The following is a 24,096-nucleotide window of genomic DNA, read 5'->3' on the forward strand; positions in this document are numbered from 1 at the left end:
GCCTATTTCAGGCACCACACCAACCCGACATGAGGAGAACCCATCACCATGAGTGAGAAGGTCGAACTGGTCAACCACGTTGAAGCCATCAACTGGAACCGTATCGAAGACGAAAAAGACCTTGAGGTCTGGGACCGTCTGACCGCTAACTTCTGGCTGCCCGAAAAGGTGCCGCTCTCAAACGATGTGCAGTCCTGGAAGACTCTGACCGAAGAAGAAAAGCAGCTAACTATGCGCGTCTTCACCGGCCTGACCCTGCTCGACACCATCCAGGGCACCGTCGGCGCTGTCTCCCTGCTGCCCGACGCCGTCACCGCCCACGAAGAGGCCGTGTACACCAACATCGCCTTCATGGAGTCGGTACACGCTAAGTCTTACTCATCGATCTTCTCAACCCTGGCCTCCACGAAGGAAATAGACGAGGTCTTCCGCTGGTCCACCGAAAACGAGCACCTACAGAAGAAAGCCCGCATCGTCATGGACTACTACCAGGGCAATGACCCCCTCAAAAAGAAGGTCGCCTCAACCCTGCTCGAGAGCTTCCTCTTCTACTCAGGTTTCTACCTGCCCATGTACTGGTCATCCCGCGCCAAGCTCACCAACACCGCCGACCTGATCCGCCTGATCATTCGCGATGAGGCTGTGCACGGCTACTACATTGGCTACAAGTACCAGCGCGGCCTCGAAAAGGAAACCGCTGAGCGCCAGGCAGAGCTCAAGGACTACACCTTCGACCTGCTCTACGAACTGTACGAGAACGAAGTAGCTTACACCCACTCCCTCTACGACGGCGTGGGTCTGAGCGAGGACGTCAAGAAATTCCTGCACTACAACGCCAACAAGGCACTCATGAACCTGGGCTACGAGGCAATGTTCCCCGCCTCCGTCACCAACGTGTCGCCCGCAATTCTCTCGGCCCTCTCACCCAATGCCGACGAGAACCATGATTTCTTCTCCGGCTCCGGCTCCTCCTACGTGATCGGCAAGGCCGTAAACACGGAAGATGAGGACTGGGACTTTTAGCGATATAGGTCATAGGTGGTTATGAGCGGTCATAAAACCTTGAAAAATAAGGGTTTTTTCGAGGTCGTGACAACGAGGAATCACGAGCTGTAATAGCTAAAGGGGTTCAAAAAGGGGTTCAAAGTGAAATTTTGAACCCCTTTTTACCATGTATTGCCTAATCAAGTACGGAAAAATAGCCCCTCACCGCACCACCAAACTAGGGGAGCGGTGAGGGGCTATTTTTTTGCCTACTTACCTAGGGCATAGGCCGGGTTGCTGTACTCAGTTCCCGCGGTGTCGACCAGTTCGTACCCGTCAGGGATCTCGGCCAGCTCAGGCTCTTTAGCCGGCTGTTCCTGTTCAGTTGCTGTTGCAGGTTCTACCTGCTCGACCGCTGGAGGCTGGGCGGGCTGGACGGCACTAAGCCGCCCGTGGTCGCCCTGCCGAGCCATAGCCAGCACAGAACCCAAGTAAGCCTCAGTCTCAGCCTTCGAAGACGGAGCCAGCCATCCGCCAGCCAGCGCGAGCAGGGCTGAGCAAACCACACCCAGCGCCAAAGCACCGTTAGCGGTCAGGTCAGGTAGCAGCAGCTCGTGAATGATGGTGGCCACCGCCCCACCAAGGGCGGTGCCGCCGGTTGCGAAAGCGGTGGTTGAGCCCACGGTGCGTTTGCGGGTCTGATTGGTCAAAGTAGCCATTTGCTTCTTCTCCTTTCTTACCAGCGGAAGAGGCCGCGCTTGTCGTTCTCAAATTCCTTTACCCGGGACGGGGCCTGTTTGGCTTCGTCGTAACCGAAGATTGAGCGGATCTTGTGCCCGAAGGTGCCATCGGTGATGACGCCGGGGATGCCCAGGCGGTAGAGGTTGAAGAGGTGGCGCACCATGCGCAGGGTGCTGTAGGTGTCGCGGTTGTTGTCCTGCAGCATTTCGGTGAGGGTGCGGCCGCCCCATTCGGAACGGGGGCTATGGAAGATAGCGTTTTCGAGGTCTGCCTTGGTAGCCATATCAAACCAATCTGTAGAGGTAGTAACGGTAGTGGTGGTGGCGGGGAGCCCTGCAGAAGCGGTGCCCCCGTTGTAGTAGCCCTGGACCTTCGCCATGAAAGCGTCCCAGGGGAACCCGGTGCCGACGTCCCAATGGTCGCTCATCCGGTAGACGCGGGACGCCTGAGCATGGTCAATGATTCCCTTTGCGCCTGCTGCAAGCTGGGCATCGGTGAGCTTGACCGGCGGGATATTATTGCGTCGGCAGATATCAGCGACCAGACGGGCGGTGTTCTCCAGCAGGGCAGCACTGTAGGCGTCATTCCACTGGGCGGTGGTCTGGGCAGCCCGGCCTGCCTGCTCAATCTGGATTCCGTCCTCGTTGGTGCCTGGCGCTGTCCAGGCCATGTCCTTCTCGGGCACCCCCTGGACGATACTGTCGTTGTCGACGTTGTAGTGGGCTGAGGCCATCGCTGTGGGGTTGAGGAACCAGCCGGCGCCGATAGCTTCAGCCACGGTGGCATGCTCGTCGGTCTCCATAGTGTGAAGACAGACGAGACGCGCGTAGCGGCCGTTGGTCACGGTTCTGTTCGGCGAGAGTGCGGTCGAGGTGACCAGCGAACTGTCGGGCTTGAAGGTTGTGGCCATATTGCCTCCTTTCTTTAAATGGGTGCGCCCCTCAGTTGATGGGCCAAGGGGCGCTTGTTTTTGGGTAAAGAAAAAGCCACCTACTGAGGCGGCTTGAGGAAATCCGGCATCAGCTGGATTAGCTCTTCAGGTATAGGCGGCGCAGGCGGTGGCTGCTCGGTATCGATGTGCGCACGCAGCTGGTAAATGTAGGCCGCGCTCATGGAGATATGCAGGCGGGCGGCGTCCTTGATAGCGTAGGCCTCGGTCTTGGCCTCATGCATCTCCTTATGAGCTTTCGCGGCTTCATCGCGTAGCTTGCGCACTTCGGCGCGTAGCTCGGCGACCTCCTCTTGAAGGTTATCGACCAGGGCTCCTGATGCATCGGCTTTGGTCTTGCCCCGCTGCGCCCAGGCCGTCATCAGAGCTCCAGAGAAACCACCGATAGCGGTGACGGCAACGCCCACCAGGGCCCAAGCTTCGGGAGGAATAGGAGGAAGACTCATTGAGCCACTCCCCATACCCTGGCCACATACTGGCCAAAAGCGCTCCGCATCAAAGCCACACCCGCATCAGTCGGGTGAGTCCCATCATCAGTCAGCGCCCCTGCAGCCCACACATGCGCCCCAGCAGCTGGCACTTCAACCGACGCAGCCAAATCAAAGCAAGGGAAGGCCAGCATATGCCCGGGGTCCCCTGCACGAAGAGCACCAGGAGTGCCAGGTGCCACCCATTTCCGCTGAGAATCTACTGGGGAGCCATCACGCACCCAAGCATTCCAATCCTCGCGCCATTCAGGGGAGATACTGGGGGTCTGCCCCTCGACGGTGGCCCACCTATCAGTGGAGGTAGAGCGAGGCAGCAGGGTAGTCTGGGCCCCCAAGGCGCCGGCGTCAGCGTACCTGTACATCGCGTCGATTGCTTTCTGGAAGGTGGCAGGCTGAGGGGCGCCAGAGTTATTGGTTCCCAGCTCGAAGAGGAAGTAATCCCACGGTGAGCGGGCCAAGGCTCCGCCGAAAAGCGGGTCCCAAGAATTGACCTGGATGCCCCATACACCGCGGTCAGAAACCGCGAATCCGGCCCCTACCAGTACAGAGCGGTGCCAATCTTTGGTCAGGATGGAATCACCATCGCACATGATAGAGCGGGCTCCCTCGGTGGTGTCACCTAGGACCCCGTAGGGGGAGAAGGTAGCGGCAGCAGAAGCGCTAAAACTACCTGCCACCAGGTGCTCTCCGGCCAGGAAGCCAGATTTTTCCATGGGCACCTTGGTCACTGATTTCGCCGACCCCGCAGGGAAGAAGAGGCGAACCTCTGCTGAGGTGCCAGCGGCCACCGCGATATCAGCGAGAGGGTCGGTGAGTACATCACCGGCCATGACCGTGTTTCCGGCGGCTTGGAGGGGGTAGACCCCGCCGCCTAGGTGGAAGGTTCCCCGGGTGCCAGCCGGTAGAGCCCGTAGCCAAAAGCGCAGATTCGTTGCGTCAGAGGCGAAAGTGACACGGCAGATGGCGGTCTCACCACCATCAGGTGATTTACTAGCTGAAACGCCGTTGATGATGGTGAGCTTAGCGACCTGCTTGGCGGTGGCAGTCAGGGTAGATGTATCAACCACCGGGGCTTCCGCAGTACTGCCTGTTCGGTTGATGACCTGCTGCCCGGTGGTCAGGTAGACCGGCGGGGCTGCCCCGTCTGTTAAGTAGAGCGGGGTCACTGAACCTTGGGTGGTGTAGCTCACGCTCCCACCCCGGCGTCCTTAGCCAGCTGCGCAAAGGCGGCTGAACCCCAGGCCTTGCTATCCCAGGCCAGGCCCGCGACGTCGTAATCGACCCAGGCCCCTGAATCGAAACCGAACCAGCGTACGGACTGCCCCTCAGCTCGCGCCGGGCCAGTAAACTTCAAGACGCCGTTTAGGTAGTAGCGGGTTGCTGACCCGTCACATTCCACGCCCACGTGTACAGTGACCGGTGAGGAAATCGATGCTGTCTCGGCTCGCCATAGCGGGGTACTGGTGCCTGTAATCTCGATAATCGCAGGTTGTGGTGCATCCGGTGAGTGCGGGGTTCGCAGCCTGAGGGTAGTTGGGAAAGCCAGGATAGCGTTAGAAATCGCATTAGCTTGGTTTACCCGCAGAATAAAGGAATAAGACCAGGTGGTGCTAGCCATGCCGTTCTCTGGCTTAGTCTGCCACTTAAGGGTGTTGTTGCTGCCTTTGGTCAAAGTGTAGGAGGCTACATACCCGCCTAGTGCGGCGCTGGTCTCAGGGGCAGAAAGTGAAACATTTGAGAGAGCGCCTTGGGTGCCGGCATTGGTAGCCGGTGACCCCTTGATATAAATCTTTGGGGCCAGGGTCTTCAGAGTCTCCTCGTACGCTACCGGCGGGGTCGCTAAGGTGGTAAAGCCTCCCATAGAGCGGATGACATTCGAGGGGTTTCCGCCTGCATCCACGGCCCGCAAATCAAGGTAATCATAGGCGGTGGATGGGGCCAAGCCACTAATCTTCAAAGTGGTAGGTGAGAGAATCTGAGCGTCCACCCAGGCTGATGAACCCGGTAGCTGCACCTGGTATTTTTCAATGCGCCGGTCATCGGTAGCAGCTGCAGATAGGGTTAGGGTCGCCGTGGTCATGCCAGGGTCTACTGAGAACGCTGCCCCAGCAGGGAACTTTGGGGGCACGGTATCTGGGGCTGAGGTTTCAAGGGTCAGTGCGACCTTACCCGGGTTCTGAGCTTCCCAGGCCTTGGCCTCTGCTAGGGTTTGGAAGATGGGTATGCCGATGGTCTTTTTCGCTAGCTCTTCCTTAGTGGCATAGGGCGAAAGGTCAGGAGCCGGTGCTTCGGCCTTCACAAGCTCGATAATCTCAGCTTTCAGCACTGAGGGGGCTTTGCCGCTCGGCAGCAAGCCCTTGATAACGTTAGCCATTCTTTGGTCCAATCTCGTAGGAGCCATCGCCCACGTGAGCGATAGCTTGGTCTTTCTCTAGAGTCAAAAAGTAGGTGCCATCCCCGGCAGCTGCATCCGCTGTAAGGTGCACCTGCTCACCTTCCACCGCAACAGTAGGAAGGGTGAAAGTCCGATGCTCAGAGGTAATGCAGGCTTTCCAGAGCCCAGGGGATAGTTCTACCGGTTCCATCTGCCCATCAGTGATAGGCGAGACGACAGAGGTGGGTAGAAAAATAGCGCCCTGTCGATATGAAAGGACGCTTTGAGTAAATGTCACGGTGCCAGTTGCAGCAGAAGACCCGCCAGGCCCGTAGGGAAGGCAGAAGGTTCCGGCTACTAGGGTCATAGAAGCACCTGCCATGTACCGTCACCATCAGACTTCACAGGCACTGCCTCACCCAGTCCATTGGCTACCGTGTAGGCCCCTTCACCTTCGTGAGTGATAAAGACATTTTCTCGCGCTTCGAGTCGGTCTGAGAACTCCTTGACGATTGCGTCAATGGGGATAGCAAGGTTCAGCATGTCCTTGGGAATTTGGGCCGGGTCAGGTGACTGAGGGACCGGCCAACCATAGTTGGGGGTGGATGTTGCCATAATTTCTTATGCCTTCCCAGGCAGCGCATCATAGACCTGCCCATAGGTTTTGGTAGAGGGGACATCACGGTAAGCCGAGTAAACAGAGCCCAGGGTCCGGTACGACTTACCGGAGCGCAAGTCAGTAAGCTCTAGCGCAGCCACGTTAATCTTCATGCTCGGAACGCCCCCATCCCATTCGATGTCTTTACCTGTGACCAGGGCTTCCACTTCCCAGGTGTCGTTCCCATCGTGGTCTTGTCCGGTGATGGTGAGCTTGTCAAAGAGCTGGATGCGGGGGTCCCACAGGATAGGGAGCATATCGAAGGTCACTCGCTCAGTTCGCATCTCCTCAGCGAGCGTTCTAGCAAGGAGCTGGGCTTCTGCTTTGGTGAGCCACCAAGATGCATCGTGAGAGAAGGTGAGGGCAGAACCGCCGTACCCCACTGACTGCACCAGAGAGTCCACCCAGGTAGTGATGAAGTCACAGCGAATCATGGGGAGAGGGACGCCGCGGTTGCCAGCTCGTATGACATCCACTCCCAAGGTGGGGGAGGTGAGATAGTACTTCCAGTGTGGCTGGCCACCGGTAACCAGGTGCGTGAGTTTGTACGCTCGCTGGCCGATTTGCTCAATCTTTCCGGAGATATCTTCGAATCCTGCTCCGGTCCAGCGCATCTCGCCATCATACTGCGGGTCTTCAAAGCAGATGCCCCACCATGATCCGACTGGGCGGTTGAATGCGGCTCGGTTATCCTCCCCGTCACTGGCATCGATGACCGGCCTCATGTTAAGGTCAACGCCGTGCCAATCCTGCTCAGCCGGGACGGTGATAATGCTTTGTAGCTCTTCTCCCAGGGTGATTTCGAGTCGGTTATCGGGCTGGTAGGCGAGAGTTCCCTGGGTGTTAGCGTACCCCTGGGAGGTGATGTAGGAATCTTGGTATGAGACCTCCACACGCCCGTATGTTTTATCTCTGCCGGTGGTGAAGGACCCTGCAAAGACCCGTTCTGATACCTTGATGTTCTGTGTTGTGGGGTTTGCGAGGAATACTTCGCGTGCCCACAACCGCGGTACACCGTATTCATCCATGGCTAGGGCGCTCATGGTCGCTTCGCAAAAGCTTTGCAGCACGGTTTTTGCTTCAACCGCCTCAAAACCGCGCACCCCTTTTTGCTTCTGTTGCTCTTCACGAGAAACGATGAGGTGGTGGGCGGCCGGTGAGTGGTGGAGACGCTCGATGGTCTGCTGCTGCATAGCCAGGTCGCTGAGGTATCTTACAGAGATCCCTGGGGTGTTGACGGTCTCGCAGCGGGTAAAGGCTGTTCGTGAGTTCTGGATTTCAGTTTTTACGCTGGTTTTCCGAGAGGTCCAGAGTCTAATGTGTCCGGTTCCAATCGTGAGGGCCATGATGGGTAGAGGGTCGGTGTCGGCTGGGTCTCGTGGTGCAGTGAGGATACGGGTTCCGCCTTTGCTGAGGCGGTATTCGTTTGCTGCGCGGGAGAAGGTTAGGTGGTACCAGGTTCCGTCGATTTTGAGGCGGAATGTGGTGTCGAAGGCCTTGGCGCAGCGGGTGATGGCGAAGACGTCGCCGGTTATGGTGGATGTGGAAGGGCTGTGGGTTAGGTTCATGGTGTGTAGCCCGTAGGAGTCGCCTTGCATGAAGCGCCCGGTGGTTGAGCCTACTTCTGCGATGCTGGTGTAAACCTGATGGTTTGCGTGCAAGACAGTGGAGGCGCTGACTGGGGGTAGGACGCCGAGGCCGGCGGCTGTGAGTGCCCGGTATGCTTGCCAGGCGGGGAAGATTCCTTGGATGTTGCCTTGGTGGTTGATGGTGACTTTTTGGGCAAGGAAGTCGCCGAGGCCGTCGGTGATCTTGCTGGTTGCTGTGTTGCGGGTGAGGTTGTAGGTGGTTTCTCCGATGTAGCCTGTGAATTCGCGGTAGGTGGCTCCTTCGACTGTTGATTCGATGATGATGGTGTCCCCGCGGTGGGGTGTCCATCGGGTTTCGCCGATGGGCTGGAATGGGTTGGCTTCTATGACGCTATCTGGGGCCCATGTGACAGTCCCGGTTCTTGAGGTGATGCCGGTGCCTCCTTGGATGAAGGCGTCGGGTAGTCCTGCGGTGGAGTCGATTCCGTAGGTTGCTGATAGGTGGGGGCGTTCGGTGCCGTTCACGTAGATGCGGAGTTTGGCCTCAATGGCCGGGCCGGGGTTGTAGTTGCCGGGGAGCATTAGCCTACCTCCACAATCTTGGCAGTTACTTCAAACAGAGAATTATGCGTGCCACGGTCATGATTCTTCATCGAGCGAGGCGCCTCAGCCACCACTGCTGAAGCGCACCCGCCCCCGTCAAGCCATGGCACTGTATACGGAGTCCACGTCACCTGAGGACGTGTTGCAACAACATGGCCACTTACGCTCACCTCAACCTGGCGAGCAGTTGCAGGAACGATGCCAGTCCAGCTCAGCCGTTGCATTAGATCGCCTTTGGCCGCCACTGGCGATGGCGAAGGGGCAGCCGAGCCAGAGGCGGTCTTGAATCGCACAGTGAGTACAGCTGAACCAGAGGCATCTATCGATACAGTCACATATTTACCCGGCACTACAGGCACGCCCGTAGCAAGGGTTACGGAATCCGGACCAGTAACCGCCTTAGGAGCGAACCCGCCCACTGCCTGAGCGGAAGTATTCGCTATACCAGCCAAATCACTCTGCTCTGGCGTCAACACGTTGGTAAATGAGGCTACGTCTGATACATACCAAAATGGCCCAGGCCCGTAGGCTCCACGTAAGAACCCTCGAAGCACAGCAAGATCCTCATTCCTAGCAGAGACCCCTACTGTCCACTCGCGTTTTGAAGCAGCATGAGCTCGGAAAGCCCACTTGCGACGAGGTGAACGCTGGAAGACGTACACCTCGTCGCTGTCAGCTTCATCAAAAGACGAATGCCAACCAACAGGAATCATGTTTGCTAGGGTTCCGATATAGTCTTTTCCACGCATTAGCGCAACCTTTCTGCTCGACGGATGAGCATAAGAACTTCTCGGTCACCGGCTGGACGCCATAGGTCGTCTAGTGCTGTTCGAATAGCATCAGCTAGCTCTGTAGCAGATGATGCCTCTGGCGAAGATATACCCTGCGCTACCGACGGTGCTGGGGCAGCTGCCGGCCCCGTCATAAATTGGGGTGTTGCTGCAACACTGGTAGCAGCAGCATTCATCATCTTTTGCGTAGCAGACTCGACAGCCGAAGCATTGCCGGCAATCGCCTGAGCGAAGTCGCCTGTCAGTGCCTTACCTGAGTAGGTCGTATACCCACGCCCAGAGAATGGGCCGACCTTTGCAGGTGAGAAGGGGAAGAAATCTCGGACCTTCTGAACCACGCCCTTAGCGGCGTCAGCTGCGGCACCAGCCATTGACTTAATACCGTCGATGAAGCCACGTAGCAGGGCCTTACCTGAATCCATCAAGAGCCCACCGAGGTTTCCCAGGACATTCTTGATTTTTCCGGGCATCTCCCGCACCAAAGAAACAGCACTCTCAATGCCAGAAGATACAGCAGACTTGATGTTCTCCCAAGCGGTCGAGACAAAACTGCGCACAGCTTCCCACCCCGCCGACCAGAGCGCCTGAATCGTAGCGAGCGCTGAGCTGATGATGCTTTGAACGACGCTGATGGCTGTTTGGATCGCTGAGGTGATGGTTGCCCAGATGCTGGAAAGTAGGCTGGATATGGCGTTCCAGATGGCTGACCAGATAGCTTGGGCGGCGGCCATGCCAGCTTGTATGAGAGAGACCAGGATCTGTAGGGCGCCGGAGATGATGCCCTTGATGGCGTCCCAGACTCCGGAGGCAATCTGCTTGATGCCTTCCCAGACCTGTGACCAGTTCCCTGTCAGTAGCCCTGCGAAGACGTTGAAGACCCCGATGATGATATCTAGGGCTGCCTGTATGAGGGTGACGAGGACTGAGAAGATGGTCTGGACTACCGGCTGGATGATTTGGAATGCCGGTATCAGGATTCCCAGGATTGCTTGTGCGATTTGCATCACGATGGGTGCCAGCGCTTGGATAGCGGCGGCGACCATCTGGAAGATGGAAATGAGCGGTGGCAGGATTGCACCGAGTAGCTGGGTAAGCGGCGGCACTAGCCCTGATATTAGGGCGGCTACTACCGGGATGATTGCTGAGGCGAGCGCCGCAATGACCGGTACCAGGGCGGCAAAGAGCGCCATCAGCGGGGGCAGTAGTGCGGTGGCCAGCTGCATGATGGGAGGTAGCAGCTGGGCTATCGCGGTCAGCAGTACTGATGCCAGGGTTGCTGCCACTGATGCAATGACCGGGGCAATCTGCTGAAGCAAAGGCGCGATGAGGCCGATTGCTTGCACCAGTATGCCGCCAAGTAGCTCGACAACTGGCAAGAGAGCTGATAGTAGGGTTTGTACGACCGGTACCAGTGCGGTGATGGCAGCGCCGAGGACGGAGCCGAGCAGGGTTCCTAGCGTCCCCATGGTCTGGGCGATGATTGGGGCCAGCGCGATAAAGGCCGACCCAAGCGCTGACAGTGCTGGGGACAGCGCTGATACCGCGGTGAATGCTCCCTGGAAAACGGTGGTAAGCGCGCCCTGGAAGGCCGGCCCGTTCACCGCAGTGTTGATAGCTGCAAGGGCGGCGGCCATAGCCCCGAGCCCACCGCCAGAAGCATTAGATGCAGCAGTGGCAAGCCCTACGATGATGCCGGTGATTGACCCGATGATGGAGCCAAGCAGGCGAAGGCTCTGCAAGGCTCCCTCTACCCAGCGGAAGATTTCACCGCTAGCGGTGACTCGCTGTGTCCATGCCTCGAAGCTGTAGGCCGTGCCGTTGAAGGCTGAGGCAAGGGGGCCCATGTAGGCTGAGCCGACCCCGGCCAGGTTGATGAGACCGGCGACGAATGCGCCGACACCGTCACCGGCCAGGTCTACCGCGTCGCGCATGTTCTCCAGGAAGCCTGTCATCACCGCAATAGAGTGTGAATCAGACAGTGCGCTTGAGATGGCTACAGCCCAGCCACCAAACTGCCCGGCAACCTCTGTGAGAGCACCAGAAAGCGCGGGTAGGACGGTGCCCACCATCTCACGGATAGGGCCAGCAGCCCTGTCCCAGAAGGCTGAGGACATGGAGTCTTGCAGGGCTGAGAACTGTGGCCCCAGGTCACCTAGAACTTCTGGCAGGTCTTTGAGGACAGCGACAAGGACGCCGACGCCTACGCCTGCCCCGGCCAGCAAACCAGGAAGCGCCAGAGCCACCGGCGCGATAGAGGCTAGAGCCGACCCAAAAGCCAGCACCTGCCCCACCGCGGCAACGGCAAGAGCGCCAACAGATGAAATAGCAGAAGCCGCACCTACCGCTTTGAGAGCAGCAAGTGAAGCAGCAGCGGCAGCGAGCGCAGCCTTGTTGATGACCGGGGCGATGGAGACTCGTCGGGTGCGGGTCAGTACCGCGATGCGGGTTGCAGCAGCGGCGGAGTCGAGGTCCACGTTTACGTCGATGTCACGGCCACGTTCAAGGGCAGCGATTTGGGTTTTAGCGCGGGCGGTTTGTGCTTCTACGGTTGCTCGGACATCGAGAGTTCCAAGTGCTGCCTGAGCTGCTTTCGCGGCCTTCTGTGCCTGGGCTAGGAGGTAGTCCGCGTCTACGGTTGCCCTGATTTTCATGATGACCTGGCGCTCTAGGCGTTCTAGGTGCTTTTCGAGGGCAGGGCGGAAGTTCTTGGTGTTGGGGATAACCCTAATCCAGATTTTGCCGGCTTCCATGCGGGCTTACCTCCTAGCAGGTTGGTTAGAAGAAGTTGGGGACGTCGTCGAGGGAGAGCGGCTGGCTAGCCTTTGGGGTGCTCCCTGGCCTTGGTACCAGTTGTGGCTCTCGAACCTTCTTGGGGGAATTGACCTGGGCGACCGTGTGGTTGAGCACTCGGAGCATGTCAATGACATCGTCCAAGCGGCGGTTCGTTTCGTCGTATTCCCACCAGGTTTCGTCACCGCTGGCTGTGGCTCTCCACCGTGACCGAGGGTCCTGCGCCAGACGCTCCATGAGAGCTTCGAGCGGCCTCAAATCATCAGCCCAGATGAGGTCGAAGGGTGAGTAATGGTAGAGAGCCAGGAAGTCAGCGACAGCCTCAGTGTTAGCGTCGAAGAATTCTTCTAACTCTCGTCTTTTCCCATCTCACCGGCGTATGAGAAGACAAGGTCGAGCACGGCGTTCATGTTGTCGAAGCGGTTGAACTTCTCCCACCCCGCGGGGTCAATGACGTAGCGGTCGCCGATGTAGTCGATGAAGTCTGCTGCCTGGTCCCAGTCGAGGGCTGAGACTGCTGCGCGCAGGTTGCTGGTGTCGAGGTTGCCGTTGTTGTCGAGGACTTCATCGCCGAGGGTCTTGAGCAGGCGACCGGTGAGGCGCATGGCGTCGGAGGCCTTGAGCTTGCTGAAGGGGAGGAGTAATTCTGAGCCTTCTACTTCGCTGAATTTGAGCTGCTTTGCGGCGTTGATTTCTGCCTTGGGTGCCTTGTGGTCCTGGGGTTTGGTGGTCATGGGTGAGCCCTTTCAATTGAAAATGATGGTGGGTGAGCCCGGTGGGGGGGCCTGCCCCGAGCTGGGCTCACGTAGCTCGGGGCAGGGGTGTAGGGGGTTAGCCGCCGACTGCTGCCTTGTAGGGGCGAGCGTCGAACCAGAAGCGCTTGCCCCAGGTCATGACATCGGGGGTGAGGATGGTGCCCTTGAGCTGGGTCTCGAAGAAGTTATCTGGTGAGATATCGGGAGCGTCACCGGCAGTAATCTTGACCTTGCGCATGTAAGCACCTGCGCGCTTACCGCCATGGGCAAAGATGACCATGACGGACTTTTCTACAGGCACGGTCTCATGCTCTGCGTAGCCCTTGAGTTCTTCGTCGTACTTGCCGCCGCCGTAGGCCAGGTCCCATACGGATTTCTGCATGGAAGCGGCGTTGACGGTGAAGCCGTTGGTAGCTGATTCGGTCGAAGAGTCCATGGAGTCGAACTCCCAGACGTCGAGAACGGTCTCGTCGCCGCCGTCCTTGGTGAAGGCGAAGGTGTTTTCCTTCGATGTCAGGGCGAAAGGCATCCACTGATCTTTGGGGTACGAGGTGTCGTCGCCGAGTACGAATGATTCGATGTCAAAGGGGTCGGCTTTGTCGGTGACGGATACAAGCACGGTGCCGTGGCCGGGCACCACCAGCTTGTCGGCATCGTAGTTAGCTTCACGAGCCATAGTTTTCCCTCCTTAAGAGAAGAACCCCGCCAGGTAGCGGGGCAAGAGTTGTTAGGTTTGAAAGATGAGAGTCGCGGTCATCGTGTACTGATAGGCCTGCTTACTCAAATCGGCTGCAGAAACCGCCGGCAAGAGAACGGGTAAGGCAGTCACCTCCAGGTAGGACGGCGAGACCCCAGCATGAGATACATCGAGCTCGTAGGAGTCGGTGAGAGCCTGCAGAACCTGCTGCAGGTCGGCTTCTGCTTCTGCCCGGCGCGAGGCTATCGAAGAAATATTCACCGACACCCGCTCAGATGCTGTAGCTCTCTGGCTGGGCAGGGGGTTTGCTCCTACAACCTGGTAGAAGATGAACCGCTCAGGCACCTTATTGGCTGATACCGTGCTTACCGGCACCAGCCCAAGGCCCTTGATAAGAGCCGCCAAATACTTGGTGACAATCATCAGTTCCACATCGCTTTCGCAAAGACGTGTTTACCTGGTTCAAAACCGCCGTCTTTAGTCTTACGACCGAACTCGATAGCGAGCGCCCCATCATCATCGGAGTAGATGACGCGGTCGATGACGCCTTTGCGTCCAGGGAAAGCATCAATGCCAATAGAGTCAAGGTATTCGCCGGTTTCGGAGATTTTAGCGGCTTCTGACCGGACTCGAGCGTGAACCTTATCTGCCTCTGAGTCGAAAGCTTCGGTGGTGGAGACGAATCGGGCTAGCTCGTCGCCGGTTGATTTAAAGACCTGTGCCATTGCCTCGCTCCATGTAGACCTTATCGTGTTGAGTTGCCCTGCCCATTCGGCTTTTGAGAACTCGCCCGCGCTGGGTGTAGGTTTCTCCCTCCCAGATGATGAGGGCAAGCGGGTCACCTGGCCAGGTGCCGGGCGGGGCAGTGACAGTGTAGAGGTCATTGGGCTTTACCCCGAAGCTCTCTACATCGGTGGTGGATGACGGGTGGACGTTGCAGAGAACCTCTATTCGCCCGGTTTCGACATAATCCAGGGCTCCTTCGCCGTCGTCCTGCTCCTGACGTAGTACGACGGTGACCGTGTGGCGTGGACGGCGGATAAGGCTCATGGCTAGAGCTCCTCAGATAAAAGGGTTTTCCCTGGCCAGCCGAACTGGAAGTTCAGGTCAGGGCGTTGCCCGCGCAACCTGGCACGGGCATACCCATCAGACTGTGGGGCCACCGACCGGAAGCCACCGTTACCCATGAGCCGCGCCCATTCCTCAGGGAGGATATCGAGCAGGCCAGAAGCAACCTTGAGGTTGAGCCGGTAGGAGTAGCCATCCTCGGACTCGGAGGTGTAAATACCTGAGTTTTCTGCGCGAAAAACGCGGGCTACAGCTTCTGCTTCCACCTGGGTCAGCAGATCCATGAAGCTTGGTGACGCGCTGCAGAGTTCAGCAAGTTTAGGGATGCGGACCTTGATGAGGTTCTCAGCCCTATTCAGCAGTTTTTCGACGTACTGTGCTTCGCTTTCGTGCAGGCTTCTCATCAGGGAGGTCTCCACGTCCTGTGCTGTCGCTACCGCCATCGGAGTTCACCTCTTTCAGCTTGTGCCAAGGAGCCGGCAGCTCATTATCGGTACTGATAATGGTGCCGGTTTCCTTGTTCTGGTATCGCGGGGCCATGCTTAGGCCTTGTCCTCGTAAGCGACGAAGGCGTCCTTGTCGGTGATGACCCATCCGAAGATAGCCTCGACAAGGAAAGCTTCCATGTTGTTCTGCCAGAGGTTGACGGTCTGGCCGTTATCGACGATGGTGGCCACATCGGTGCGGGAGAAGGAGATGTTTTCGGCGAAACCGTACTTGAGGTTGTTGGTGAAGTCGCCGCCGAAGGCACGGACCTTGGTGTCTTCTGCTGCGCCGATCTTGCCGGAAACTGCCTTGCCGTAGGCGACGGGCAGGCCGAAGGCGGTGCCCAGGTCGTCCTTGAAGTTCAGTGGATTGGAGTAAATCGGGCGGCCCTGAACGTCCACAGCTCCAAGGAGCTTGGAGCGGAAAACCTTATCGGCAGCGAAACCGGTGAAGTCGAAGTCCTTGTCGCTTCCGGTGACCAGATCGTAGCCGGCCAGTAGGTCGGTGGCTAGGCCGCCGGCGTCCTTTGCCGCGGTGCCCAGCTCCACGCGGTTGGTGGTCTGGTTGACGTGCTCAACGCCGGAGATGGTCTGGCCGTTGATGGCGTTCTTGCCGTGCAGTAAGGCCAGGTCGAAGGCACGGGTGATGGCGCCGGTGAGCTGTTCCTGAAGGAAGTCCAGATAGCCCAGGGGGTTAGCCAGGCGAGCTTCCTTAGACCAGTAGACGATGGCAGCGGCCTTGATTGGCTTGATGTTCTTCACCGCCACGCCGGCATTGGTTACGGGCTTGGCTTCGCCTTCACCGACGATACCTGCCTGTGCCTGCCCAGTCTGTACCGCAACGGACGCACCGGTGATAGACATGGGCATGGTGCCAGCGAGCTTCTGAACAACAGATTCCTCGTTGACCTTCTTGATGATTTCCTGCGCCATAGGCTTAGGCAGGATACCGCTTGATTCGAGGGAAGAAAGAGTGGTTGCAGCCATTGCGTGCTGCTCCTTTCAGATTGATTTTGGGTATAAAAAATCCGCTAGCCATTCGATTGGCGTAGCGGGTCGTTGCTGTATTTAGTTATGGTGGGTGCCGCCTGGGCACAAGTTTTCTTTTACTGGCCGAAGAGAGCTTCTGCGTATTCCTCGCGAGGGTCAGTAGCAGGTTCTCCAAGCTGAGCAGGGTCAGGTGGCATTGGGGTGCCAGGACGCCCGGAGTTAGGCCCACGCAGGCCTGCCAGCCGGTCTGCTGCCGCTTCGAGCACTTCTTCGTCCTCTCCGGTGAGCAGGTCGGCAAGGTCTGTGGGCAGACCCTTACGGGTGAGAACCTGTTCCTTGGTTCGCAGCAGGGTGAGGGCGGAGAGTTCTCCTGCTGCCTGCTGGGCCTGCTCTTCCAGCTCCTTGGTGGTGGCTTGGGCGGTTTCGAGTTGGCTCTTGAGCTCGTCGCGCTCAGAGGTGAGGGCTTCAAGCTCGCTGGTCTTGGCCGCTAGCTTGGCCTGGTAGTTTTCCTTTTCTGCTCGAAGATTCAGCAGTAGGGTTTTGGCGCGGTCGGCGTCGAAGGTTTCGCCTTCGCGTTCCCAAGGCATCTTTTCCATGTTTATCCTTACGGTTGATAATTACAGATGTTAAAATTGGGTTTAGAGCAGGTACTACCCTCCGCAACCTTGAAATAACAGGGCGGCCCAAAGGTCTAGAAGCGGTCAGAGGTGGGGTACCTGCTTTTTATCGCAGGATTATTTCCTCGAATAACTCTCCTTCTGAATGCATCACCCATAATGAAGTAATTTTGGCGTCAGGTTTCCGGAGGTTATATTCGCTTAGCTGGTAACGGAGCTTGTCGTTCAGCTTGTGATAACCAAGGTCAATTACAAAATGCTCTTTCACAACAGGATGGGCATGGTTTTTTGCTCCCACCACAGCGTCTCTAATGCGGGTTGCAATCGTCGAGTACTTATTCTTAGATGTCTTAAGCTCTGTAGCCTGGTGTCCTTTTTCTACCCAATGGAAATCATTAGCTGGTATAAGACCAACCCCAGGGAGAACGGTATCATTCGCAATCCAATGAGCCGTTTGACCATGGACTTCGAACCTCTTCAAAAACTCGACTTCATGAGGCTCAAGCTCCGCACTTGGCGGAATGACTGATTTGAGACCAGGCGCTTGAGCAACTTTTTTATCTTTCTCAGCCGCGCCTTGAGCTTTATCAAGCTCGTTTAAGGCAGGGTACTCTAGTTCTTTTCCGTCTTTCTTGAGATCACGTAAGTAGTCAGAAAAAGCTTTGAGCTTATCGTTGCCTTCGGTGATATTTTTACCACCAGCTACAGCCTCTCGAGTAACTTCCTCATAGATTTTATAGAGCTTGTCTGATTGAGCTTTTCCTGCCCAGTTTTCAGAGTCGTAGACAGGCACCACAAGACAGTCGCAGTTGTCGTGGTAGGAATTAGCCCACTGCCGCCCTTCTTTATCCCAGCGTTTGCTGCTGGTAGAACTTGCATGATGCTGGGATGAATAGACCGGGCCACGGGAGGCCAGCACAATACAAAAAGCGCAGTTGTCTTTGCCGGTGAGAACCCGAGCCCAACCGATGGGATAGACAGCAGGCTGTTCCCTCTCACGCTTACTGGCTGGCAGGGCTTCAAATCCATCCCCGGCTTCACCAACGAAGTTACCGTCCTCATCGACATCAATCTCATCTGCAGATGGGTTCGTCTCAGAGGCGGGTGGTACAACCGGGTCGGGAATGGATCGGACTACTTGCCGGCGGGCAGCCGTCCGAACATGCCGCTCCAAGGACCTGCTCACTTGGTCAATACTTCGCGAGTGGGTCAGCACCTCATGCACCGCCTGGTCAGCGTACCCCTCTACCGGCGGGATCAAGGCTTGCCCGCCAACCTTAGCAGCTTCCTCCGCCATCAGCTGGTTGGCTAGCTCAGCTGCCTGACGCCGGTACTTACGCACCAAAGCAGCAAGCATGGGGACAGACTCCTCGAAACTCTCAGAATCAGCCATGTCAAGGTCTCGGAGCGCTGGGGTGAGCTCTTGCCTGAAAGCCTGGACAATAGAACCCAGCAGGGTAGCGAACATATCAAGAAGCATTCGTCGCTCTCCCCACTGGAGTTATTGCCCGAGAACAGCCCTAGAGTTGGTGTCGTAGATGTTCTCTCGTGCAAGCTGTTCTGGGGATAGGCCCAAGAACTCACGGGCAGTTTCCTTGGTGATAATCCCTTGCGCTTGAGCTTGCAGTATCTGAGCGTTACGCGCCGCAGGAGACGCAACCGACGGGTCACGCCACCGCGCTTCTAGGGTCTCAAGCCCATCGGTACTGTGCCCTGCAGCCTCCAGGCAGAGGCGGGCGATATCCTCAGCGGCGTCCCCAAAAAGATTCTGCTTCTGCATTGCACGGGTCACCAGCCGGTCCTTAGCTACCTGCATAGCCTCAGCACTTGTTGGGTTTGAATCAGCCGTAATTCCCAGCATGAACGGAGGAATGCCGGTCATAGCTGAGACCTGCTGTGCGTAGAGCTTGAAGGCAGAGATAATCGGCTCAAGGCTTGCGCCGTCTAGGGATCCCGCCGACGATCCTGCAGGCCCAGTAATCAGGTGCCCCCAGTAGACATCAAGCTTGGAGACAGCATTACCGAACTGGTCAATCTTTTCATCATCAGCTCCTTCACCGAAGAAGTAGCGCAAGGGCATCGAGAGCATTTCCTGAGCCACCTGCAAGTTGATGAGGGAGCGGGACGCCGCGTCACAAATATCTGCTATAGCTTCAAGTTCCGAGTACCCATCGCCACCGGCCCGAACGCGGTTAGTAAGCTCAACGATAGGGACGCGGGTCAGCCCTGTTTGTTGGGAATCGAGTACGACCCACTTACCATTGATGAGCTTGCGCCATGTCGTTACTCCAGGCAGATAGTGCGCTGTGTATTCATCAGTGCCGTTCTTGTACCTACGCAGGGCTTCTACAACCCGGCCGAAGTGATCTCGACGCACAACAAACCCCTTGGGGGAGTGAACACTAATCAGGGGCGTGGTGGGGTCTACTCCACCACCAACCACTACAAACGAGCGGCGCTGCACTAGAGCCTCAGTCATAGCCAGGGGCCACTTAGTATCAAAGTTATTGGCCTGGAAGATACGGTGAATCTCGCCAGGCGCAGCACCTGACCCAACAGTAAACCCTTCAAGCACCAGTGACTCAACCAGGACATCGATAGCCAGCTTGGGCCACATCACCGACATTTCAAGCACTCTCGCCTCGGGCGGCAGAGAAATACCCAGCTGTTGCAGGTTTACCTCACCGGCGTAGTAGTTCTCATAGATATTGAACTTATGAGGGGTCCCTGCCAACTGAAGCATGACATCATGGCTCATCTGTAGACCACCCACTTTCTACTTGACTTGGTTCTTTCAGCGTTTACGGCACCGTGATGCGCCAAGGTTGCAGCTACCAGGGGAGTAATATCTTTGGTGCTATCGTGCTTAGACCAGCGCCAAAGATCTTGCCCACCCTTTGAGCGGCGGCAAGCCTCCACAGCCTTATCTAGCTCTTCTTGCCCCGTATGGGCAATCTTGGATTGAGTAATTGCGTCGAAGAAATCACCGCAAGACTGGGCATAGGTTCTAGCATCAAGCCCCGTCAGAAACCGTTTCAACCGCGGCTTCTCCGCGACGACCGGGGCGGTTTGGGAAGCTGCGTCAAATACAATTGCGACAGGCTTCCACCGCTTCTGCAGCTCTTCAATACGGTCTGCAACCCAGGCTGTCCCCGCCCGGCGGTCGATAATCTCAACATGGACGCGCCCATCTTCCAGCACAGACGCTGCCGAAATCGTGGCTACATCACGCAAAGGCGATACATCAACGCCGAAAGCAACCTCAGCAGCCGGATCAGACTCTTCATCTAGACAGGCGTCCCACATCTGGGGAGGGACAGCAGATGAACCACCAATTTTGGCCCAGATACCCAAACGCTCACGTTTGAACTCTTCGTCACCCATCGTCCTGCGCTCATCAGCTACATACTGTTCAGACATGCGTATCCCCAGCGAGGGATTAGCCTGTGCCCAGGAGAGAGGGTCATCAGGGTCGGCATTCTCTTCCACAGACCACTCTGCATAGTACAGACGGTTGTCGTCCTCACCAGGGCTCAAAGCCCTTTCACGAATACGACGCAGAACATCTGAATCGGGCATGCCAGCTGACGAGGCATACCAGATTTGGGGCGACCCCAACAGCGAGCGCGAACCCATAGTCGGCATGAGTGAAGCTACTGTTGAGTCTGGGAGGTCGTAGGCCTCGTCTAGGACAACTACATCTCCGGTGAAACCACGGCCAGAACCGCCTTTGCGAGCTAGAAACTTGAGCCGGTTTCCGTTTTCTAGAGTGAAGCTGACGTCGGTGCCGCCGTTTTTTACTCCAGGGATCCGTTTCGGGTCTTTAGAACCTGCATACCCTTTTAGGTACTCAACCAATGGAGAATCGCAGATAAGGCTCTCCATACGTTGCCGATGTTCCATCGCCGTGCTGAACAGATGCGCTGTATGCACAATTGTTTTTTCGCCGAACAGAAAAAGACCGGCTAGTTCCCGAGCTTCAAGAATTGAGCCTTTTCCGTTCTGGCGGGGCACTACTAACCCACATTCAAAAGCTACCCAGCGGCCATCGCTAGTTTCACCCAAGGACCCCCGAAGCACATGCTCCTGCCACGGGTCAAGAACAAGACCAGCTGCTGCGGCTAGATCGACGGCGTCATCACCAGCAGAGGTATTGAAAAGGGGAGTGAGCTCAACCCGCGGCGTTTGCGCGCCTCTCAGCTCGCTTATTTGCAAGTTGGTCAAGGATGCTCTCCTTCGCAGGGCTGGATTCAGCAGTTAGACGCTCAACCTCTGCTATGCACTTTGCTTCAGCGTCTGACAAACTCGCGACGTCTCGAGGCGACGCTACAAGCAGGGCTGCGCGGACGCGGTGTAAACGCCAACGAGCTGACTCTAAGGGGTTTTCTGTAGCTGGGACAGGGACGATGACTGACTGCCCGTATGCAACGATTTGGGACACCGATACGGTTTCGCCGTCGAATCCTTGTATTTTGATTTGGGCTGCGCGTTCACGTTGCCTGCGCGATTGTTCCACAGCCGCTTTCTTGCAGGCGTCACAGGCTTCTTCTCCGCGCCGTTTATGTCGCTTATAGGCCGACCAAGTGCCACATTCTGCAATGCGTCTGCCCATGTCACACCCCCTTTATTGGTAATTGGGAATCGGTGCAGAGGCCTGCGAGAGAAAATGACTATACCCGAAGGGGGTCAGACCCCTAGGGGGAGGGGCACCCCCCCCGGGCATTTCACCAAGTCCGGGTGGTTTTCGGTCTCGAGATGAGTTCATCGACTCGCTTTCTGCCACGGGATGAGTTACAGCGTCGATGCGCAGGTCGCAGTTCGCTCAGTAGCTTCCCACCATTGGCGATAGCCTCCACATGGTCAGCAGTAAAGCTCATGGGGTGCGTATAGGGAAGCATTAGGTCTATCGGTTGACCGCACAACCAGCAAGGCTCATTAGTTCGGCCAACGTGGGCTTTTAGTGCTGCATTGCGTTTGCGGTAAGCATGGTTGTTGTAGCGTGTTTTCTTCCCCAAGGACACCACCGTTCAGAAAAGCTTCCGTGGCACTACCCAATGGGTAAAGGGTAGTGCCACGGAAGCCCCGCTCATACGAACCGACAACATACTCAGCACCCCAACACGGTGCCCTCCAAGCAACACCGGTTAAACAACTAGAGCCCTCACCGAAAGGTGAAGGCTCTCGAAGTTGCTTACTGGTTTTGGATACAGTAAACCGATGCACTGACAACTTTAACAGGCTCTAGCCCCGGCCCGCAAGAACCTTCCCAAGATTTTCGTTGAGCTCGTGAGCCAGGCTGAGCAGGTCGCTTCTATCCCAGGTGGAGAAGCAACAGCGGCACATCATGCCTGAGATGCGGTCACTATCCCAGGTGAGGGTCAGCGCTGTGTCGGTGGTGTGGTCGCCGTCCTCATCGTAGGAGGCCCATTGAGTCTGATGGCACTCAGGGTTGGGGCAGCGCCCCTCGATGGGAGTTTTTCGTGCGGGGTGTACATGGGCTTGGATTGAGGTACACCAGGATTCCCAGACCTGTACGCGATGCTGGAGCCATTCAGCGGGCAAGTCGTTGATAGCTTCGAGTAGCGCCTGGGCATGGCGCTGGGGAGTGTCGGGCTCACCGAAGAGGCTGCAGTCCATGGCGTCGGCGCGTAAGTCTAGCCAGAGAGCAGTCCACATCTCTGAGGCGGTGACGTCATAGGGCAGACCAGGACGACCGCGCCCAACGTTGGCGCCACCGGTTGAGTTCGCCAAGCACTGCTGAAGCTGGTCAATGAGGCTGTACTCTACAGGTACCTGCTGCCCGATCTCAACTAGGTCAGCCCGCCGCCGTTCCTTCCCCAATAGACCAAGGGCGCTGGCAGCCCGCGAGCGCAGGTTGCTTTCTTCGATACATCCCCAGCAGCCGCATTCGGGTGAGTCAATGTGCTCAGGCATCGGTACTTTCCTTTCGTGAGCTAGTTCCTTGGTTAGTTTCAGGTTTCACTGCCTTCCTTTTCCTTCTGCGCCTTCTTCTCTTTCTGGGTTTGGGTGCAGTGGTGCCAGTGTCTGAGGTTTCTTGGGTTCTCTTGTGGTTAGTATTTCTACTTCCCGTCCCGACAAATCCAGGTTTGTCACCGTGGATATCTGCCGGGTTCTGCCTGATTCTGTTTTGTGCCATTCTGCTTGTACCCAGTCGGGGGCATCAGCTATGGATTGTTCGAGGTTGTCAAGGTCTACTTCGTAGGTCTCTGTCTCCGGTGCCTGCGCCTGGTGGGGAGTCGTGGCCCTGGGTGCCTGCGCCACTGGAGCCGGTGTTTCAGGCTCTACGGTGGTGGGCTCTACCTGGGTCGTCTCTACCGCGGTGGTGGGCTCGACGGGGGTGAGAGATATGGTGGGTTCAGCGCCTGCTACCTCGATGGGGAGGGAGTCGCTGGGGGTGACGTTGACGTTGTATTTGGCGAGGAAGGTGACGGTTGCTTTGGAGTAGTACGGAGTCTCAGGGGCTGGTCTCAACGTTTTATCCCAGCTGGGGGCATCGTGTTGTCTGGAGCTGTTGCAGGTTTTGCAGCAGACGACCATTTCTTCCGGTGTTGCGGAGCCCTGGCCAGGGTTGAGGTGGTCGTAGGTGCCTGCGCGGCCGCTTTTGCGGTCGTTGTTCCAGTTGACGATTTGCCCGCACCAGCGGCATTCGTCGCCGTCTCGTTTGCGGACGGGTACGGTGAGTTTGGGGTTGCGGTTGTCTTGCTTTCGGCGGTTCCTCCAGAGTCTTTCGGCTTTTTCGATCATGTGGACCAAATCTTCTTCTTCGATGAGTTTGTAGACGATTCGGCCTTTGGGGTCTTTCATTGCGGTGAAGACCCCGATGGTTAGGGCTAGGTCGCAGAGTACTTTGTTGCGGGCGAAGGAGCCTGCGAGGGTCTGGACCATGCCTTTGGTGATGATGTAGTCGGTTTCATATGCTGCGGCGCTGGTTCCGCAGCGGGTAATGAAGCCCGCGAACTCGTTGAGTATGCGGTCGTCGGCTTCGGGGAATTCGAGCACCTGCAGCAGGAGCGGGTGCATGGCGAAGGCATCTGATACTTTGAGCCAGCTCATGCTCGACCCCCAGCGGGGGAAGCATTTGCATCAAAGTGATGAGGCATGCAAGGTTCCTTGTCGTTGGTGTTGTCATTAGCTGGTTATGGGGACGTTAATCTTTGTTGTCATTTCGTCCCCTGCTGTTGTTCGAGGATGTCGGTGAAGGCTCCTGCGACACAGTGCCACTGGAAGATGAGGCGCTTGATGTGGTGCATGCAGTCTTCACGCTCTTCCTCAGTGAGGTGGGGGTGTGTGGCCTCGTCGATCTCGACGTCGGCGACAGCGTGAGCGATTTCGGACCAGATGATGTCAGGCCGCTTCACGGTTGGCCTCCTTCTTAGCCAGGTCGTAGCCCCAACGGGCCCATTCAGCCTCTGCGGGGCTGGGGGTGCGCTGTGGCTGGTTATCGAGGGTGTAGAGGGCGGTGGGGTATGTGGTTTCTTCGGTGATCATGCTTGTAC

Annotated in this window: 26 protein-coding genes; 1 reads left to right on the forward strand and 25 read right to left on the reverse strand. The window is 57.2% G+C overall.

All coding sequences use genetic code 11. The features are described from left to right. The first annotated feature begins 48 nt into the window (after positions 1-48). A complete protein-coding gene (gene nrdF / locus QM007_RS05295) occupies positions 49-1,023 on the forward strand; it encodes a class 1b ribonucleoside-diphosphate reductase subunit beta (RefSeq protein ID WP_237242228.1) in 975 nt (324 codons plus the stop codon). A 230-nt stretch (positions 1,024-1,253) separates the two neighbouring features. Here nrdF and QM007_RS05300 read toward each other — a convergent pair whose 3' ends face one another. The 25 genes from QM007_RS05300 to QM007_RS05415 all read right to left on the reverse strand — a co-directional run bounded on the left by QM007_RS05300 (position 1,254) and on the right by QM007_RS05415 (position 24,088). Beyond that, positions 1,254-1,703: a hypothetical protein gene (locus QM007_RS05300; RefSeq protein WP_283490868.1), complete on the reverse strand. Its 450-nt coding sequence runs from the start codon at positions 1,701-1,703 to the stop codon at positions 1,254-1,256. A 17-nt stretch (positions 1,704-1,720) separates the two neighbouring features. Further along, entirely contained in the window at positions 1,721-2,635 is a 915-nt protein-coding gene (locus QM007_RS05305) for an N-acetylmuramoyl-L-alanine amidase (protein ID WP_283490869.1), read from the reverse strand. Positions 2,636-2,715: 80 nt separating this feature from the next. Beyond that, positions 2,716-3,120, reverse strand: a complete 405-nt coding sequence (locus QM007_RS05310; RefSeq protein ID WP_283490870.1) for a hypothetical protein — start codon at positions 3,118-3,120, stop codon at positions 2,716-2,718. Beyond that, positions 3,117-4,352, reverse strand: a complete 1,236-nt coding sequence (locus QM007_RS05315; RefSeq protein WP_283490871.1) for an SGNH/GDSL hydrolase family protein — start codon at positions 4,350-4,352, stop codon at positions 3,117-3,119. The genes QM007_RS05310 and QM007_RS05315 overlap by 4 nt, the downstream gene beginning before the upstream one ends. Continuing rightward, a complete protein-coding gene (locus QM007_RS05320) occupies positions 4,349-5,536 on the reverse strand; it encodes a hypothetical protein (RefSeq protein WP_283490872.1) in 1,188 nt (395 codons plus the stop codon). The genes QM007_RS05315 and QM007_RS05320 overlap by 4 nt, the downstream gene beginning before the upstream one ends. Further along, positions 5,529-5,918: a hypothetical protein gene (locus tag QM007_RS05325; protein ID WP_283490873.1), complete on the reverse strand. Its 390-nt coding sequence runs from the start codon at positions 5,916-5,918 to the stop codon at positions 5,529-5,531. Before QM007_RS05325 ends, QM007_RS05320 begins: the two co-directional genes overlap by 8 nt. Then, entirely contained in the window at positions 5,900-6,151 is a 252-nt protein-coding gene (locus tag QM007_RS05330; protein WP_283490874.1) for a hypothetical protein, read from the reverse strand. The genes QM007_RS05325 and QM007_RS05330 overlap by 19 nt, the downstream gene beginning before the upstream one ends. Before the next feature lie 6 nt (positions 6,152-6,157). Further along, on the reverse strand, positions 6,158-8,365 hold the full coding sequence (locus tag QM007_RS05335; RefSeq protein ID WP_283490875.1) for a hypothetical protein: 2,208 nt from the start codon (positions 8,363-8,365) through the stop codon (positions 6,158-6,160). A gap of 769 nt (positions 8,366-9,134) precedes the next feature. After that, a complete protein-coding gene (locus tag QM007_RS05340; RefSeq protein WP_283490876.1) occupies positions 9,135-11,927 on the reverse strand; it encodes a phage tail protein in 2,793 nt (930 codons plus the stop codon). A 387-nt stretch (positions 11,928-12,314) separates the two neighbouring features. Further along, entirely contained in the window at positions 12,315-12,701 is a 387-nt protein-coding gene (locus tag QM007_RS05345) for a hypothetical protein (RefSeq protein ID WP_283490877.1), read from the reverse strand. A 97-nt stretch (positions 12,702-12,798) separates the two neighbouring features. Continuing rightward, a complete protein-coding gene (locus QM007_RS05350) occupies positions 12,799-13,398 on the reverse strand; it encodes a phage tail tube protein (protein WP_283490878.1) in 600 nt (199 codons plus the stop codon). 51 nt (positions 13,399-13,449) lie between these two features. Continuing rightward, positions 13,450-13,851: a hypothetical protein gene (locus QM007_RS05355; RefSeq protein ID WP_283490879.1), complete on the reverse strand. Its 402-nt coding sequence runs from the start codon at positions 13,849-13,851 to the stop codon at positions 13,450-13,452. Next, positions 13,842-14,144, reverse strand: a complete 303-nt coding sequence (locus QM007_RS05360) for a DUF5403 family protein (RefSeq protein ID WP_283490880.1) — start codon at positions 14,142-14,144, stop codon at positions 13,842-13,844. Before QM007_RS05360 ends, QM007_RS05355 begins: the two co-directional genes overlap by 10 nt. Then, entirely contained in the window at positions 14,128-14,469 is a 342-nt protein-coding gene (locus tag QM007_RS05365) for a hypothetical protein (RefSeq protein ID WP_283490881.1), read from the reverse strand. Before QM007_RS05365 ends, QM007_RS05360 begins: the two co-directional genes overlap by 17 nt. 2 nt (positions 14,470-14,471) lie before the next feature. Further along, the gene (locus QM007_RS05370; RefSeq protein ID WP_283490882.1) at positions 14,472-14,930 is read right to left on the reverse strand and encodes a Gp19/Gp15/Gp42 family protein; all 459 of its coding nucleotides are present in this window, start codon (positions 14,928-14,930) and stop codon (positions 14,472-14,474) included. A gap of 99 nt (positions 14,931-15,029) precedes the next feature. After that, positions 15,030-15,959, reverse strand: coding sequence for a phage major capsid protein (locus QM007_RS05375; protein ID WP_283490883.1), 930 nt, complete (start codon positions 15,957-15,959; stop codon positions 15,030-15,032). 119 nt (positions 15,960-16,078) lie between these two features. Continuing rightward, positions 16,079-16,558 (reverse strand): capsid assembly scaffolding protein Gp46 family protein, encoded by a 480-nt coding sequence (locus QM007_RS05380; protein ID WP_283490884.1) that lies wholly within the window; start codon positions 16,556-16,558, stop codon positions 16,079-16,081. A 127-nt stretch (positions 16,559-16,685) separates the two neighbouring features. Continuing rightward, positions 16,686-17,972 carry a VG15 protein gene (locus QM007_RS05385; protein ID WP_283490885.1) on the reverse strand — a complete coding sequence of 429 codons (1,287 nt, stop codon included), beginning with the start codon at positions 17,970-17,972 and terminating at the stop codon, positions 16,686-16,688. Positions 17,973-18,080: 108 nt separating this feature from the next. Next, complete coding sequence (locus QM007_RS05390; protein WP_283490886.1) at positions 18,081-19,337, reverse strand: phage portal protein; 1,257 nt, start codon at positions 19,335-19,337, stop codon at positions 18,081-18,083. After that, positions 19,334-20,803, reverse strand: coding sequence for a terminase large subunit domain-containing protein (locus tag QM007_RS05395; protein ID WP_283490887.1), 1,470 nt, complete (start codon positions 20,801-20,803; stop codon positions 19,334-19,336). Before QM007_RS05395 ends, QM007_RS05390 begins: the two co-directional genes overlap by 4 nt. A 500-nt stretch (positions 20,804-21,303) precedes the next feature. After that, on the reverse strand, positions 21,304-21,603 hold the full coding sequence (locus QM007_RS11125; RefSeq protein WP_377129212.1) for an HNH endonuclease: 300 nt from the start codon (positions 21,601-21,603) through the stop codon (positions 21,304-21,306). Positions 21,604-21,820: 217 nt separating this feature from the next. Beyond that, positions 21,821-22,513, reverse strand: a complete 693-nt coding sequence (locus QM007_RS05400) for a hypothetical protein (protein ID WP_283490888.1) — start codon at positions 22,511-22,513, stop codon at positions 21,821-21,823. Between the two features lie 45 nt (positions 22,514-22,558). Beyond that, positions 22,559-23,653 carry an HNH endonuclease gene (locus QM007_RS05405; protein WP_283490889.1) on the reverse strand — a complete coding sequence of 365 codons (1,095 nt, stop codon included), beginning with the start codon at positions 23,651-23,653 and terminating at the stop codon, positions 22,559-22,561. A gap of 107 nt (positions 23,654-23,760) precedes the next feature. Further along, complete coding sequence (locus tag QM007_RS05410) at positions 23,761-23,958, reverse strand: hypothetical protein (RefSeq protein WP_283490890.1); 198 nt, start codon at positions 23,956-23,958, stop codon at positions 23,761-23,763. Continuing rightward, on the reverse strand, positions 23,945-24,088 hold the full coding sequence (locus tag QM007_RS05415; RefSeq protein ID WP_283490891.1) for a hypothetical protein: 144 nt from the start codon (positions 24,086-24,088) through the stop codon (positions 23,945-23,947). Before QM007_RS05415 ends, QM007_RS05410 begins: the two co-directional genes overlap by 14 nt. Positions 24,089-24,096 lie beyond the last annotated feature (8 nt).

The sequence above is a fragment of the Rothia sp. SD9660Na genome (assembly GCF_030064065.1).
Lineage (GTDB): Bacteria > Actinomycetota > Actinomycetes > Actinomycetales > Micrococcaceae > Rothia.

Coding starts and splice junctions, on each gene's coding strand:
- nrdF (WP_237242228.1), top strand. CDS start 49: ATGAGTGAGAAGGTCGAACTGGTCAACCACGTTGAAGCCATCAACTGG.
- QM007_RS05300 (WP_283490868.1), bottom strand. CDS start 1,703: ATGGCTACTTTGACCAATCAGACCCGCAAACGCACCGTGGGCTCAACC.
- QM007_RS05305 (WP_283490869.1), bottom strand. CDS start 2,635: ATGGCCACAACCTTCAAGCCCGACAGTTCGCTGGTCACCTCGACCGCA.
- QM007_RS05310 (WP_283490870.1), bottom strand. CDS start 3,120: ATGAGTCTTCCTCCTATTCCTCCCGAAGCTTGGGCCCTGGTGGGCGTT.
- QM007_RS05320 (WP_283490872.1), bottom strand. CDS start 5,536: ATGGCTAACGTTATCAAGGGCTTGCTGCCGAGCGGCAAAGCCCCCTCA.
- QM007_RS05325 (WP_283490873.1), bottom strand. CDS start 5,918: ATGGCAGGTGCTTCTATGACCCTAGTAGCCGGAACCTTCTGCCTTCCC.
- QM007_RS05330 (WP_283490874.1), bottom strand. CDS start 6,151: ATGGCAACATCCACCCCCAACTATGGTTGGCCGGTCCCTCAGTCACCT.
- QM007_RS05335 (WP_283490875.1), bottom strand. CDS start 8,365: ATGCTCCCCGGCAACTACAACCCCGGCCCGGCCATTGAGGCCAAACTC.
- QM007_RS05340 (WP_283490876.1), bottom strand. CDS start 11,927: ATGGAAGCCGGCAAAATCTGGATTAGGGTTATCCCCAACACCAAGAAC.
- QM007_RS05345 (WP_283490877.1), bottom strand. CDS start 12,701: ATGACCACCAAACCCCAGGACCACAAGGCACCCAAGGCAGAAATCAAC.
- QM007_RS05350 (WP_283490878.1), bottom strand. CDS start 13,398: ATGGCTCGTGAAGCTAACTACGATGCCGACAAGCTGGTGGTGCCCGGC.
- QM007_RS05360 (WP_283490880.1), bottom strand. CDS start 14,144: ATGGCACAGGTCTTTAAATCAACCGGCGACGAGCTAGCCCGATTCGTC.
- QM007_RS05365 (WP_283490881.1), bottom strand. CDS start 14,469: ATGAGCCTTATCCGCCGTCCACGCCACACGGTCACCGTCGTACTACGT.
- QM007_RS05370 (WP_283490882.1), bottom strand. CDS start 14,930: ATGGCGGTAGCGACAGCACAGGACGTGGAGACCTCCCTGATGAGAAGC.
- QM007_RS05375 (WP_283490883.1), bottom strand. CDS start 15,959: ATGGCTGCAACCACTCTTTCTTCCCTCGAATCAAGCGGTATCCTGCCT.
- QM007_RS05380 (WP_283490884.1), bottom strand. CDS start 16,558: ATGGAAAAGATGCCTTGGGAACGCGAAGGCGAAACCTTCGACGCCGAC.
- QM007_RS05385 (WP_283490885.1), bottom strand. CDS start 17,972: ATGGCTGATTCTGAGAGTTTCGAGGAGTCTGTCCCCATGCTTGCTGCT.
- QM007_RS05390 (WP_283490886.1), bottom strand. CDS start 19,337: ATGAGCCATGATGTCATGCTTCAGTTGGCAGGGACCCCTCATAAGTTC.
- QM007_RS05400 (WP_283490888.1), bottom strand. CDS start 22,513: ATGCCTGAGCACATTGACTCACCCGAATGCGGCTGCTGGGGATGTATC.
- QM007_RS05405 (WP_283490889.1), bottom strand. CDS start 23,653: ATGAGCTGGCTCAAAGTATCAGATGCCTTCGCCATGCACCCGCTCCTG.
- QM007_RS05415 (WP_283490891.1), bottom strand. CDS start 24,088: ATGATCACCGAAGAAACCACATACCCCACCGCCCTCTACACCCTCGAT.